Genomic DNA, 13,707 nt, shown 5'->3' on the forward strand with positions numbered 1-13,707 from the left:
AACTGTGTTTATAAACTCGTTAAAAACTAATTCAACTTCAAAGTGAGACCGAGCCTTTATTGGGTAATTTTAGACAAAACGTTTTACTATGAATGATCGACCAAATGACATTATGCGTATTCGCCCAGAAATATTGTCGGCCAAGATTTATGAGAATATGAGTGTGGGAGAGCGTTTTCAAAATGAAACTTTGCGCCCTATTGTAAAGTTACAATCACCTCTTTTCATCGAAGTTTTTAGAAACTACATTAAGAAACACAAGAACTTGTTTTACGATCTTTCTCATGAAGAAAAAATCAACTACATAGAGAATGCGGTGCAAAAGGATGTTAAGTTCAGAAATTCATTAAAGGGGATGGTAATAGGACAATTTACTATTATTGAATATCAAAAGTACGCTGAAAACTCTTCTGCTTTAAACAAAAGAATGATGAACCTGGTAAAAGAGCGGCTTATCAGTAATATGCAGTTGTTAGAACGATACTACGCGGACTAATATCCCAATTACAATCGATATGGAAAAACTCATTAAAGTACCAATAAGAACATACTCCGTTTGTTTCCGAGCATTTACTTCTTCCTTATTGCTAAACCTAAGAATCGATTTTGCTGCAATTAAAAAGCCTATTGCTGCCATTTGATTGGTAACCACAAATGTAAAAACAAGAATACGCTCAAAAATTCCAATATAACGACCGGCTTTTTCAAGGCTTGCCTCCTCGCCTGCTACCTCCACTTCTTTTCGCCAACGTTGCGTTGCGCGACCTATGATGAAACCAACAGGAAAAATTACAAGTATATAACCCAATATGATGCCTACAATTTGATTTGATTGAAGTACGGTTTTAAATAGCGGAAGTACTTCTTTAAACCCATTAATTACTAACAACCAAGAAACGATGATTATCAGGATATGAAATAATTGATCCAATAGAAAATATTTCAAATTATCATTGTTCTTATGAAGCTTCCATAAATCGATAAAAAAATGAGTGATACTAATGATTAAACCCACATACCAGTACTTAATGTCCATTAGAAATAAAACACTCAATACACCTGCCAGAAGAGCATGTACCCACAAAAACCACGAACGAGCTCGATACTTTTTTTTATGATCTATCAACTTCTGCGATTGCAGTGCAAAATCAGTAATCACATGAGCAAGAAGTAGTTGTAACAGAATATTCATAAGTTTGGTTATGTTATTAAATCGCTTTAATTACTTGTTCATAACGATTTAGCAGTGATTGAATTTCATCCCAACCAGCTGCCTTTTTTCTTAGATTTACAGCTGCTTGACTTATTCCTAACATATCGGCTATTTTAGTTTCGGTAAAACCCTGTAATAAGTAATAAACCACTTCAGCCGAAGCAATAGACCATCTATCTACCAAGTAATCAAAAAACTTTAAGCTTGTTTTAAATTCATTATTTACATTGTTATTTTCGGTGTTCACTAAGGTTTTTATATTACTATTTTTTATAAAGGTATCAAAACCCCGACCTGAATAATGAAAGGCCGGGCCATTAGATTCACGTACTAAGTCTGCTTCATAATCGATGGCACCAATACCGATTGACATACGAATATCGACCATTTTGCTAGCTGATTTTGATTTTTTGGAGATCAACACAATTTTATTAATTGCAGCCTTGATACGTATTGCTGCTTGCAAAGCTTTATGTGCATCATTAATAACCAGCTGAAAACTGTCACCCCTGTAAATTTCAAAATGGACCTCAGCTTCTTTAAAGTCTTCTTGTATGAGACGTGCTTCTGCTTTAAGTTGGCCAATAATAAATTCGTACGATTGTGGGTCGTAAGTTGATGAATCGATTATATCAGCGGTTATTACCGCACTTTTTGGCTTCATTTATAAGCTTTAAAACTAATAATAATCAAATATAAGTATAAAAACTTATAATAACCAAATATTAGCAATTTTACTTATAATTAATCTTTAATAAGAGAAACACCATTAAGGTCTGTCGTCAATACATCGCTCATAAAATCTAAATAAGGTCGAACAAGCTTAAAAGCATTATTCACTACATCTAAAAAATCAGAAGACAATACCTCTTTATCGGTAAACTCTTTAGTGAAAATAAATTGCTTTCGTTTAATAAGGTCGATCGCAGGATGCTCTTTACTAAATCCTTTAGGTGCAGTTTTGACAGTATCACCTACAAAGCCTCCCCAAACATCCTTAAACTTCTTATTGGCCAATATACTCCGTATTTCTTCATCATCAGTTTCAAACTCTTTTCGAATTCTAAACAAATCTTCCTTATCCGGATCCCAAAATCCAGTGGCTATAAACGATCCGCCAGGTTGAAGATGCAAATAATAACCGCCTCTTAATCGAGCAGTAGCACGTTTAAAACTACCCCCGAAATGTGTTTTGTACGGAGCCTTATTTTTTGAAAACCGAACATCTCTATAAATACGAAACATTTTCATCGATTCTATATCGTCATGTGAACGCATTTTTTCCATTAGCTCAGCATAACATGCTTTTACCTCTTTTTCAATATCCTTAAATTCCGGCTTATGATCGTTAAACCAATCTCGATTATTATTTTTTTCTAGTTTCTTAAAAAAAGAAAACGTGGTCTTTGGTATTGCGGTACTCATATAATTATTTAAAACTTGAAAATACAAAATGAAATTAAACCAAAACCAATACGACAAAAGACATATGTTTCATTTACAACAAAACACTGATGATTTATCATTTTTAGCGAGACTATTTTACCATTTTCATAACAGTTTCATTTCTCATTATAACTACTTTTATTATTACAAAATAAGATTATGAGCTCGCAGCAAATCATTGAACAAATACGCAAGCATAAACAACAACCTAACCTTAATTTTAAGCTAAAAACTACTACAGAGGCATTTACCAAAAAACTATTTTTAATGCTCTTTGATACGCAAACCGATGTCGAAGAAGTTTTTGAAACACTAGGTGTTGAATTTTCTAATTTAGTTTCGCTTGCATGCTGGGAAACCAATAAACCGTGTAACGAAGCATGGGATACCTATATACATCAACTTCCAACAATACTAGAAAAACTTAATCTTGACGCCTCAGCAATTGTAAAAAACGATCCCGCCGCGAAATCAATAGAGGAAGTATATATGGCCTATCCCGGGTTTTATGCGATTGCTATATACCGATTAAGTCATGAATTATATAAAAAAGGATTTCCATTGGTCCCCAGACTGATGACTGAGTATGCACATCGCGAAACGGGAGTCGATATTAACCCTGGAGCGATTATTGGAGACTCGTTTTTCATAGACCATGCAACAGGTGTAGTTATTGGTGAGACTACAGTAATTAAAAATAATGTAAAACTATATCAAGGTGTTACACTAGGAGCTTTATACGTTTCAAAAGAACTAGAAAATACGAAAAGACACCCAACAGTAGAAGATAATGTAACTATTTACGCTAATGCAACAATTTTGGGCGGTCAAACCGTTATTGGTGCAAATAGCATTATCGGTGGTAATGTTTGGTTAACCGAATCAATTCCTGCTAACTCTATTGTCTCTCATACTCCGGAAATACGAGTAAAAACTCAAATTAATGAATAATAGTATTGCTCAATTAATAGGAAATACGCCATTAGTAAAATCAACCTCTTTAAATACCAACCCTAAAGTAGCTTTATACTTTAAGTTAGAAGGAAATAATCCTGGTGGTAGTGTAAAAGACCGTGCTGCTTATAACATGATCAAAAGTGCACTTGACCGAAAGGAAATAGATCAAGACACAAAACTTGTTGAGGCAACTAGCGGAAATACTGGAATTGCTCTAGCCATGATTGCTGGTATTTTTAGGTTAAACATCGAGCTAGTAATGCCAGAGAACTCTACCAAAGAACGTGTTCAGACCATGAGAGCTTACGGCGCAAAGGTCACCTTGACTTCTTCTGATATTGGCATTGAGGGTGCACGTGATTATGCCGAAGCAAAAGTGAAAGATGAAGGTTATGTAATGCTTAATCAATTTGCAAACGACGACAACTGGAAAGCGCATTATAAAACAACAGGGCCTGAAATATGGAGGGACACCAATAAAACCATAACGCACTTTGTATCATCAATGGGCACTACCGGAACAATTATGGGGACTTCTACTTACTTAAAAGAGCAAAAATCTGATATCCAAATTGTAGGTGTCCAGCCAACTGACAACTCCAGAATTCCAGGAATACGTAAATGGCCGGAAGCATATTTACCAAAAATATTTAATGCCTCAAAAGTTGATCGTGTTTTAGAAGTTAGCGAAGCAGATGCGAGAGTTATGGCGAAAAGATTGGCAACAGAGGAAGGCATTTTCGCGGGTATGAGTAGTGGTGGAGCTGCCACTGCAGCTTTGCGTTTATGCGAGGAATTAGAGTCTGGTGTTGTAGTATCAATAGTTTGCGATCGAGGTGATCGCTATTTGTCATCTGATCTTTTTAATATTTAGTAGTATTAATCTAATTCTATCTTATTAAGAATAAGCCCAGAAGCTGGAGCGATATAAGAGATTTTTTCTTCAGAATCAGGAAGTAAACTGCGTTTAATAAAGTCAAGATCAATCTGATTGGCTCCCAACTTAAATAAGGCACCCATCATTAGGCGAATCTGATTTCTCATAAACCCTTTCCCTCTGACTAATAATAAATAACTTTTTTCAGGAAAAAAGTTAGCAGCATACTCATTATTTTCAACGATCTTGCATTCCAGTATTGTTCTGATAAAATTTTTATGTTCATTAGCTCGAGCGCAATACGACTTAAAATTATGGTTACCTATAAATAGCTTTGCTCCATTTTTCATTAAATCTATATCCAATTTTTGGGGATACGATACTATTAAGGGTGCCGCAAAAGGGTGCAACTTTTCTCCATAAGAAAATACATATATATACTCCTTTAATTTGGGATGCTGTATAATATTAAAAGTAGCATCAACCTCTTCAATCGCTAATGCTTTAATGTCAGGAGGTAGATTTTTATTTACTACTTCTAAAAAATCGCCAAGTATTTCTGGTAAAGGTTCATCAACAAAAAGTTCAAACAAGGCCTCATTGGCAGATACTTTTGCATCGGTTCTGCTTGCACCAAGAACTTTAAATTTTTTTTCAGCCAACACAAATCGTAAAGTTTTGATTATCATACCCTCAACCGTCTTCAAACCGCCTGGCTGTTTTTGCCAGCCATGATATCGAAAGCCTAAAAATTGAATTTTTATGAGATAGTAAAACCGTTGTTTCATAAGGGTTTGCAGTGATTAGTTGACAATTATGGGGATAAATTGCTGTTAATTAGTCGTTAATTACTAGGAAATGTCGATTTTTTAACACAATATTGCGCAAAATTAATTAATATAAGTTATGGGAAGACCCGCAACAAAACCAACCAAATTAATGGATGGCTTCTATATAGAGCTACGTAACCGAGGAGCATCTAGTGGCGTAAAGATTATGCGCGAAACTGAGGCTCAAATGTTACAATCTGCCCAACAGTATAAAAAGACGAAAGACGTCGTTATCTTGGGAGAATCTAAAAACGGTAAATTTTTAAACGACCCTAAAGTACTAAGTGCTTAAACCAATAGAGGTCAAAAAAAGCCGGAGGTTTCAATATGAAATTTCCGGCTTTTTTATTCAACGATGTCGTTCTTTTAATACGCTTACGATATCATTCAAGCTAAACCCTTTGGCTTGTAACAATATCAAATAATGAAACAACAAATCAGCGGATTCATTTACAAATAGTTCATCATTATTGTCTTTTGCTTCAATCACCACTTCAACTGCCTCTTCTCCTACTTTCTGCGCAACCTTGTTAATTCCTTTTTTAAAAAGGGAGGCTACATAACTATTTTCCTGATCTAAATTCTCCTTCCGGTCTTGAATAATGTCTTCCAAACTTGATAAAAATCCATACTGCAGCTCATTTTTGCTCCCCCAACAAGTATCTGTACCTGTATGACAAGTTGGACCAACGGGATTAACAAAAACCAACAAGGTATCTTGATCACAATCGAGTTGCATATTAACTAAATTCAGAAAATTACCACTTTCTTCTCCCTTTGTCCATAATCGTTGTTTTGTACGACTGTAAAACGTTACTTTCTTGGTTTCGTAAGTCTTATCAAACGCTTCTTGATTCATATAGCCCAGCATGAGAACATTTTTAGTATCCGCATCTTGAATGATCGCGGGCACCAGACCATCAGTATTTTTATTAAAATCTATTTTCATTAGAGTCTTACGGGAATCCCGTTTTCTTTTAGTTCTTTTTTTAAATCTATTATTTCAATTTCTTTAAAATGAAACACACTTGCTGCTAAAGCAGCATCAGCCTTACCCTTTTCAAAAGTATCGGTAAAGTGTTGCATATTACCTGCGCCACCAGAAGCAATAATCGGTATGTTCAGTGAAGTAGATAGTTTTGCCAGCGCGTCATTAGCAAAACCATCTTTGGTGCCATCATTATCCATTGATGTAAACAGAATTTCTCCAGCACCGCGTTCCTCTACCTCTTTAGCCCATTCAAAAAGATCAAGTTCTGTTGGTACCTTCCCTCCTACTAAATGTACTTTCCAATTATCATCTATTTTTTTAGCATCAATTGCTACAACGATACACTGACTCCCAAATTTTGCAACGAGATCGTTAATTAATTGTGGATTCTTTACAGCAGATGAATTAATTGATATCTTATCGGCTCCGTTTTTTAGCAAAACATCTACATCTTCGACCGCACTTATACCTCCACCCACAGTAAAAGGAATGTTCACTTTCTCAGCAACTCGTAATACCAAATTAGCTAAAGTTCGTCTTCTTTCCTCGGTGGCCGAAATATCTAAAAACACCAATTCATCGGCTCCACTTTCGGCGTAAATTTCAGCCAACTCGACCGGATCTCCTGCATCGCGTAGATCTACAAAGTTAACACCTTTAACGGTACGCCCGTTCTTTATATCTAAACAAGGAATTATTCTTTTTGTCAGCATCTAGTCTTCGTTTTTAGTATTTAAATCCATTCCATCATAAAAACCTAAATCGGCCCCATTTAGTTGTTTTATCCAAAAGGCTATTTGCCCTGTATGATAGGAATAATGTTCAACAACGTGCATAATAATGCCAATTCCTGAAAAATTAAAACCTTGTACTTCTCTCTTCTTTATCAGTTGCCCAATGGTAGATTTATTGATAACGTCTTTCGCTTGTTGGACCGTATTGATAAGTTTTTTTAACAATTCATCTTTGGTAAAACCTTCCGTAGCATTAAATTCAGCATCCCGATCACGTACATCTCGCGTTTCCCCTAAAGAAGAAATGGCATATTGAGTAATGTTTCCGCATAAGTGTAAAATCAGATTTCCAACACTATTAGAAATGCCATTAGGACGAGTCCATAACTGTTCTTCTTTAAGGTTTTCAAAAGCAATAGCAACCATCCTGTTGGATTCGTTTAGTCGAAAAATGGCATTTTCTTTAAATTCCAAGACTACTAATTGTTCCATTTTAATTATTTAAAATAAATCCTTCTAGCTGTTTCATAGAAATACGGCCTTCATAAATGGCCTTCCCTATGATGGTTCCTTCACAACCCATTTCTTTAAGCTTAGGCAATTCATCAAAAGTTGATATCCCGCCAGAGGCTATGAGTTTTATAGTTGAATTATTATTGCATTGCTTTATGATCTTATCATAAAGATCAAAACTAGGTCCTTCTAGCATCCCATCCTTACTAATATCCGTACAAATAATATATTGAACTCCTTCCTTTTGATACTGTTGAATAAAAGGAATCAATTCTTCATCACTTTCTTCTAACCAACCAGAAACCGCGATTTTTTCATTATTAGCATCAGCTCCAAGAATTATTTTATCTGTTCCATACTGTTGTAGCCAATTCTTAAAGACATCTGGATTCTTAACAGCTATACTGCCCCCGGTAATCTGATTCGCTCCGCTTTCAAAAGCAATTCTCAAATCATCATCAGTCTTTAACCCGCCACCAAAATCGACTTTTAGACTTGTTTTTAATGCAATTTGTTCCAGAATTCCATGATTGACTATATGCTTACTCTTTGCACCGTCCAAATCAACTAAGTGCAAATATTGAATACCGCTTGCTTCAAATTCTTTAGCAACTTCAAGCGGGTTTTCATTATATATCTTTTTAGTGCTGTAATCTCCTTTAGAGAGTCTAACACATTTACCTTCTATAATATCTATGGCAGGTATTATTCTCATTACTTGATTTTTTTAAACATCCAAATTTCAGGATCTTCTACAATATTAAAACCATACTTTTTATATAAGCCATGTGCATCAAAAGTCTTTAATCCAATGCCGTTAACCTCAGCTAATGATGGATGACTTAGCATGTTTTTTATCAATAGTTTTCCAATACCTAACCCCTGATAGCGTTTGTCTACAAAGACGTCCATTATCCAGGCAAAAACAACTGTATCTGTTACCACTCTGGCGAATCCTATTTGGTTTTTATTGCTATCGAGTACACTAAAACAAATAGAATTTTCTATTGATTGAATAACATCTTCCTTACTTCTACCTTTCGCCCAATACGAAGTTTTTGACAAGTATTGATGAACATATTCAACATTGACGAGTGATTTGTCGTTTGTAATTTCGATACCACTTTCGGTCATCATAGTTCAAAAAAGTTGCTTAATATTTTCGAACCTGCTTTACTGCTCTTTTCCGGGTGAAACTGCACTCCATAAAAATTGTCTTTTTGCAAAGCAGTAGTATACGATATCCCATAATCAGTAGTGGCTACAGTATCTTCACAAATTGGAGCGTAAAAACTGTGCACCAAATACATATATTCTTTATCATTTAGATCATAGAATAATGGAGATTTTAAGTTCGAAATAAGATTCCAGCCAATTTGTGGGACTTTTACACCATGATTAAACTTCACAACATCAATATCAAAAATCCCCAGCCCTTTGGTATTTCCTTCTTCAGATGAATTGCACATTAACTGCATTCCTAAGCAAATACCCAATACTGGCTGTGTTAGTTGCGGAATTAGTTTATCTAAGCCGGTAGCTTTAAGTTTTGACATTGCGCTACTTGCCTCACCGACTCCTGGGAAAATGACTTTATTTGCTTTTATAATCTCGTTAGGGTTATCACTCAAAATCGATTTCCATCCCAACCTTTCAATGGCAAATTGAATACTTTTAGTATTACCTGCCCCATAATCTATTATTACAATTTTCATCACAACATTCCTTTAGTACTGGGTAAAATCATTTTATCAACATCACGCTTTACTGCTACTTTTATTGCTTTAGCAAACGCTTTAAAAATAGCTTCAATTTTATGATGTTCATTTGTACCCTCTACCTTTATATTCAGATTTGCTTTGGCACCATCGGTAAACGATTTAAAAAAGTGATAAAACATCTCAGTGGGCATTTTTCCAATCATTTCTCTCTTAAATTCAGCTTCCCAAACTAACCAGTTTCTACCTCCAAAATCTATCGCAACTTGTGCCAAACAGTCATCCATTGGCAAACAAAATCCATATCGTTCAATACCTAATTTATTACCCAAAGCATCGCTAAATACTTCTCCCAATGCAATCGCGGTATCTTCGATTGTGTGGTGTTCATCAACCTCAAGGTCGCCTTTTACCTGAATGTCTAAATCCATTTGACCATGCCTTGCTATTTGATCTAGCATATGATCAAAAAAAGCGATTCCCGTATCAATATTACTTTTCCCAGTTCCATCGAGATTCAGCTTAATTTTAATATCTGTTTCATTTGTTATTCGCTCGATTGAAGCCGTACGCTCTTGAAGTTTTAAAAACTCATAAATTTTTTTCCAGTCATTTGTCTCTAAAGCAATAGTTTGTTGTAGCTCTTCCCTTTTAACTGAAAGTTCTTCACTTCCTAAAGCTTCATGATCATTTATGAAAATGCCTTTTCCTCCTATATTTTTGGCTAATTCCATGTCAGTTAAACGATCACCGATTACCAAGGAATTTTCAAGATCATAATCTTTATTGCCTAGGTATTTTCCCAATAAACCGGTTCGGGGCTTACGGGTAGGAGCATTATCTTCCGGAAAGGATTTATCGATAAATACCTCATCAAAAATGACTCCCTCGTTTTTAAAAGCATTGATAATAAAATTTTGAGTCGGCCAAAAAGTTTCCTCTGGAAAACTTGATGTTCCCAAACCGTCTTGATTGGTGATCATTGCAATTTCAAAATCAAGTTCGGAAGCTATTTTAGCCAAATATTGAAATGCTTTTGGGTAAAATTCTAGTTTTTCTAAAGTATCTAGTTGATAGTTTTCTGGTTCGAGAACGATGGTACCATCTCTGTCTATAAAAAGTACTTTTTTTGACATTATATAAGTGCTTTTAAAGCTGTGATTAGTGAATTATTTTCTTTTTCTGTTCCAACCGTAAAACGAAGGGTTTCTTCACATAAAGGTTGGGTGCTTCTGTTTCTTACTACAATTCCTTTATTGAGTAGTTGTTGATAACGAGTGTTCGCATCATCAACTTTAGCAAGAATAAAATTGGCATCAGAAGGATATATTTTTTTTACAAAAGGAATTTGAGATAAGCTCTTTTCAATTTTTATTCTTTCCTGTAAAATTGTTTCAACTTCCTTTTTAATACTATCAAGATCAGTTACTCGTTTTAGTGCGCGCTGTTGGGTCAGCTCATTCACATTGTAAGGCGGTTTGATCTTATTTAAAACCGAAATTATTTCAGCTGAAGCGAAGCATATTCCAAGGCGTATTCCCGCCAGGCCATAAGCTTTGGAGAGTGTTTGTGTTACAATTAAATTAGGATATTGATTAAGTTTGATGGCCCAACTTTCATTTGGTGAGAAATCGATATAGGCTTCGTCAATTACCACTATCCCATCAAATTCATTCAATAGCCTTTCAATTTTAGATGCTGAAAAACTGTTCGCTGTTGGATTATTAGGCGAACAGAGAAATAGCAACTTAGACTTTTCATTAGCCGTTTGAAGTATAGCATTAACATCAGGTTCAAAATCGGATGTTAATAGTACTTCTTTGTTTTCAATATCATTCGTTTCAGCCAATACCTTATACATGCCATATGTGGGCGGTAAGGTGATAATACCATCTTCTTTGGGTTCACAGAAAGCCCTAAATATTAAATCCAACACTTCATCTGAACCATTGCCTAGTAATATTTGATTCGTATCTACATTTTTCTGATCAGCCAGTACGGACTTCAAATTACGTTGTTGAGGATCAGGATATCTGTTAACTCCATTTTCAAAAGGATTCTCGTTGGCATCTAAAAACACCATATCCTGATCAAAATCCTTGAACTCATCCCGAGCTGAACTATAAGGTTGTAGCTTTGCAACATTTGATCTCACTAAGCGGTTAACGTTAAAATTTAAGCTCATTCTTCAAGACTTTTTAATCGTAATGTTACTGCATTCTTGTGTGCATGCAAACCTTCAGCCTCTGCCATTAATTCAATAGCATTACCAATATTTTGAATCCCATCCTTCGATATTTTTTGAAAAGTCATACTCTTCATAAAGCTATTTAAGTTAACGCCACTGTATTGTTTAGCATATCCATTCGTGGGCAACGTATGATTCGTTCCTGAAGCATAATCACCTGCACTTTCAGGCGTGTAGTTACCAATAAAAACAGAACCTGCATTACCTATGTTTTTTACATAAAACTCATCATTTGCGGTACATACAATAAAATGCTCAGGACCATATTGGTCTATTAATTCCATTGCTATTTCATCTGACTCCACATAAATAAGCTTTGAGTTTTCAATGGCTTTAGCGGCTATTTCTTTTCTAGGAAGCTGTTCTAGTTGTTTTTCGATTTCAACTTCTACCTTTTCTATTAATTCTTTTGAAGTAGATACTAAAATTACTTGGCTGTCTTCCCCATGTTCTGCCTGACTCAATAAATCGGAAGCTATGAATGAAGGTTTAGCAACATCATCGGCCACCACTAATAATTCTGAAGGACCTGCGGGCATATCGATTGCTACACCATACTTTGTAGCTAATTGCTTAGCAACTGTCACGTATTGATTTCCTGGTCCAAAAATTTTATACACTTGGGAGATCGTTTCTGTACCAAAGGTCATTGCACCAATTGCCTGAATGCCCCCTACTTTATATATTTTTCTTACACCACATAAATAGGCAGTATATAGTATTACCGGATTGATATTTCCTTCAACATCTGGCGGGGTACATAAAATAACTTCATTACAACCTGCAATTTTTGCAGGTACTGCTAACATTAATATCGTTGAAAATAAAGGTGCAGTGCCGCCAGGAATATATAAACCGACTTTTTGTATAGGTCTTTTTTCTTGCCAGCATTCCACTCCGAAAGTAGTTTGCACTCTAACTGGTGGAGCCAGCTGAGCCTCGTGAAATCGTTCAATATTTTGTTTAGCGAGCTGTATTGCTTCTTTCAATTCTGTCGAAACTTCTTCAATTGCATTCTTTATTTCCTCCTCAGAAACAATAATATTTTCTAATTCAACCTTATCAAACTGCTTAGTATAGTTTAATACCGCTTTATCACCATTCTCTTTAATATCATTAAATACATTGGTCACTGTACTTTCTATATCTGCAACGGTTTTAGTAGGACGAGATAGAATCCCACTCCATCTTTCCTTTTTCGGATTATAAATTTTATTCATTACCTACCTTTTAAAAAACCATTTTTTCAATAGGACAAACTAAAATGCCCTCTGCTCCGGCTTGTTTTAACTCGTCAATTACATCCCAAAAGCTATCTTTATTCATGACAGAATGCACCGAACTCCATCCCTCTTGGGCTAAAGGCAATACTGTTGGGCTTTTCATTCCCGGTAATAATGATATAATTTTTTCAAGTTTATCATTTGGTGCATTTAATAAAACGTATTTACTACGTTGGCCTTTTAATACGGATTGAATACGAAATTGAAGCTTATTAAGAATGGTCTGCGCCTCATCAGAAATTTTTGGTGAAACAGTTAAAACAGCTTCACTAGTAAGCATGACCTCCACCTCTTTCAAATTATTTTTAAATAAGGTGCTTCCACTAGAAACAATGTCGCAAATAGCATCTGCTAAACCAATGTTAGGGGCGATTTCAACGGATCCGTTTATTATATGTAGATCAGCTTTAATGCCTTTTTCAGCTAAATAGTCCTTTACGGTATTGGGATAGGAAGTAGCTATTTTCTTTCCTTCAAAATAGGTTAAACCATTATATGCTGTTCCTTTAGGTATAGCAAGCGAAACTCTACATTTTGAAAATCCCAAGCGTTCAATAATACTTAAATTTGCACCTTTCTCTATTAAGGTATTCTCCCCTAAGATTGCAATATCAACTACACCATCTCTTAAGTATTGTGGTATATCACCATTGCGTAAGTAAAATACCTCAAGTGGAAAATTTCGAGCAGCTGCTTTTAACTGGTCCTTTCCATTTTCTATAGATACACCACAACTTTTTAATAGTGAGAGTGATTCTTGATTCAGCCTTCCTGATTTTTGTACAGCAATTCTAATTTTTGTCATTTCATTTTTTTTGGTTAAACTGAGAAACCAAGCATTTTTTAAATAAAAAAACCCGCTTGATATCTCAAACGGGTTTAATATGTTAATTTTAA

18 protein-coding genes are annotated in these 13,707 nt (G+C 35.1%); 4 read left to right on the plus strand and 14 right to left on the minus strand.

Features of this window, described 5'->3' with window-relative positions; all coding sequences use genetic code 11:
- Nucleotides 1–88: 88 nt before the first annotated feature.
- The gene (locus ABN763_RS03330; protein WP_410483996.1) at nucleotides 89–496 is read left to right on the plus strand and encodes a glyoxalase; all 408 of its coding nucleotides are present in this window, start codon (nucleotides 89–91) and stop codon (nucleotides 494–496) included.
- Here ABN763_RS03330 and ABN763_RS03335 read toward each other — a convergent pair.
- The 3 genes from ABN763_RS03335 to ABN763_RS03345 all read right to left on the minus strand — a co-directional run bounded on the left by ABN763_RS03335 (nucleotide 473) and on the right by ABN763_RS03345 (nucleotide 2,638).
- The gene (locus tag ABN763_RS03335; RefSeq protein WP_410483997.1) at nucleotides 473–1,192 is read right to left on the minus strand and encodes a DUF3307 domain-containing protein; all 720 of its coding nucleotides are present in this window, start codon (nucleotides 1,190–1,192) and stop codon (nucleotides 473–475) included. The two genes, ABN763_RS03330 and ABN763_RS03335, sit on opposite strands and share 24 nt — an antisense overlap.
- A 16-nt stretch (nucleotides 1,193–1,208) precedes the next feature.
- The gene (locus ABN763_RS03340; protein WP_410483998.1) at nucleotides 1,209–1,877 is read right to left on the minus strand and encodes a terminase gpP N-terminus-related DNA-binding protein; all 669 of its coding nucleotides are present in this window, start codon (nucleotides 1,875–1,877) and stop codon (nucleotides 1,209–1,211) included.
- A gap of 80 nt (nucleotides 1,878–1,957) precedes the next feature.
- Entirely contained in the window at nucleotides 1,958–2,638 is a 681-nt protein-coding gene (locus tag ABN763_RS03345; RefSeq protein WP_410483999.1) for a DUF2461 domain-containing protein, read from the minus strand.
- 180 nt (nucleotides 2,639–2,818) lie between these two features.
- On the opposite strand from ABN763_RS03345, the gene epsC reads away from it, so the two are divergent.
- Complete coding sequence (gene epsC, locus ABN763_RS03350) at nucleotides 2,819–3,610, plus strand: serine O-acetyltransferase EpsC (protein ID WP_410484000.1); 792 nt, start codon at nucleotides 2,819–2,821, stop codon at nucleotides 3,608–3,610.
- Nucleotides 3,603–4,490, plus strand: a complete 888-nt coding sequence (gene cysM / locus ABN763_RS03355; RefSeq protein ID WP_410484001.1) for a cysteine synthase CysM — start codon at nucleotides 3,603–3,605, stop codon at nucleotides 4,488–4,490. Before epsC ends, cysM begins: the two co-directional genes overlap by 8 nt.
- Before the next feature lie 5 nt (nucleotides 4,491–4,495).
- Here the strand turns inward: cysM and ABN763_RS03360 are convergent, their stop codons facing one another.
- Nucleotides 4,496–5,281 (minus strand): tRNA pseudouridine synthase A, encoded by a 786-nt coding sequence (locus tag ABN763_RS03360; RefSeq protein ID WP_410484002.1) that lies wholly within the window; start codon nucleotides 5,279–5,281, stop codon nucleotides 4,496–4,498.
- A 118-nt stretch (nucleotides 5,282–5,399) separates the two neighbouring features.
- Between ABN763_RS03360 and ABN763_RS03365 the strand changes: the two genes are divergently transcribed.
- Nucleotides 5,400–5,615 (plus strand): hypothetical protein, encoded by a 216-nt coding sequence (locus ABN763_RS03365; RefSeq protein ID WP_410484003.1) that lies wholly within the window; start codon nucleotides 5,400–5,402, stop codon nucleotides 5,613–5,615.
- 57 nt (nucleotides 5,616–5,672) lie between these two features.
- On the opposite strand, the gene hisIE is transcribed toward ABN763_RS03365, so the two are convergent.
- From hisIE to hisG, 10 genes are read right to left on the minus strand one after another with little or no spacing between them, the layout of a single operon-like run.
- Nucleotides 5,673–6,272, minus strand: coding sequence for a bifunctional phosphoribosyl-AMP cyclohydrolase/phosphoribosyl-ATP diphosphatase HisIE (gene hisIE / locus ABN763_RS03370; RefSeq protein ID WP_410484004.1), 600 nt, complete (start codon nucleotides 6,270–6,272; stop codon nucleotides 5,673–5,675).
- Entirely contained in the window at nucleotides 6,272–7,027 is a 756-nt protein-coding gene (hisF, locus tag ABN763_RS03375) for an imidazole glycerol phosphate synthase subunit HisF (protein WP_410484005.1), read from the minus strand. The genes hisIE and hisF overlap by 1 nt, the downstream gene beginning before the upstream one ends.
- Complete coding sequence (locus tag ABN763_RS03380) at nucleotides 7,028–7,540, minus strand: DinB family protein (RefSeq protein WP_410484006.1); 513 nt, start codon at nucleotides 7,538–7,540, stop codon at nucleotides 7,028–7,030. It abuts the gene before it with no gap.
- Nucleotide 7,541: 1 nt separating this feature from the next.
- Nucleotides 7,542–8,276 (minus strand): 1-(5-phosphoribosyl)-5-[(5-phosphoribosylamino)methylideneamino]imidazole-4-carboxamide isomerase, encoded by a 735-nt coding sequence (gene hisA, locus ABN763_RS03385; protein ID WP_410484007.1) that lies wholly within the window; start codon nucleotides 8,274–8,276, stop codon nucleotides 7,542–7,544.
- Nucleotides 8,276–8,698 (minus strand): GNAT family N-acetyltransferase, encoded by a 423-nt coding sequence (locus ABN763_RS03390; RefSeq protein ID WP_410484008.1) that lies wholly within the window; start codon nucleotides 8,696–8,698, stop codon nucleotides 8,276–8,278. The genes hisA and ABN763_RS03390 overlap by 1 nt, the downstream gene beginning before the upstream one ends.
- Entirely contained in the window at nucleotides 8,695–9,276 is a 582-nt protein-coding gene (gene hisH / locus ABN763_RS03395) for an imidazole glycerol phosphate synthase subunit HisH (RefSeq protein WP_410484009.1), read from the minus strand. The genes ABN763_RS03390 and hisH overlap by 4 nt, the downstream gene beginning before the upstream one ends.
- Complete coding sequence (gene hisB / locus ABN763_RS03400) at nucleotides 9,276–10,415, minus strand: bifunctional histidinol-phosphatase/imidazoleglycerol-phosphate dehydratase HisB (protein WP_410484010.1); 1,140 nt, start codon at nucleotides 10,413–10,415, stop codon at nucleotides 9,276–9,278. The genes hisH and hisB overlap by 1 nt, the downstream gene beginning before the upstream one ends.
- On the minus strand, nucleotides 10,415–11,464 hold the full coding sequence (gene hisC / locus ABN763_RS03405; RefSeq protein WP_410484011.1) for a histidinol-phosphate transaminase: 1,050 nt from the start codon (nucleotides 11,462–11,464) through the stop codon (nucleotides 10,415–10,417). The genes hisB and hisC overlap by 1 nt, the downstream gene beginning before the upstream one ends.
- The gene (hisD, locus tag ABN763_RS03410; protein WP_410484012.1) at nucleotides 11,461–12,747 is read right to left on the minus strand and encodes a histidinol dehydrogenase; all 1,287 of its coding nucleotides are present in this window, start codon (nucleotides 12,745–12,747) and stop codon (nucleotides 11,461–11,463) included. The genes hisC and hisD overlap by 4 nt, the downstream gene beginning before the upstream one ends.
- Before the next feature lie 10 nt (nucleotides 12,748–12,757).
- Entirely contained in the window at nucleotides 12,758–13,615 is an 858-nt protein-coding gene (hisG, locus tag ABN763_RS03415; RefSeq protein ID WP_410484013.1) for an ATP phosphoribosyltransferase, read from the minus strand.
- Nucleotides 13,616–13,707 lie beyond the last annotated feature (92 nt).

Source organism: Spongiivirga sp. MCCC 1A20706 (assembly GCF_046524175.1).
Classification (GTDB): domain Bacteria; phylum Bacteroidota; class Bacteroidia; order Flavobacteriales; family Flavobacteriaceae; genus Spongiivirga.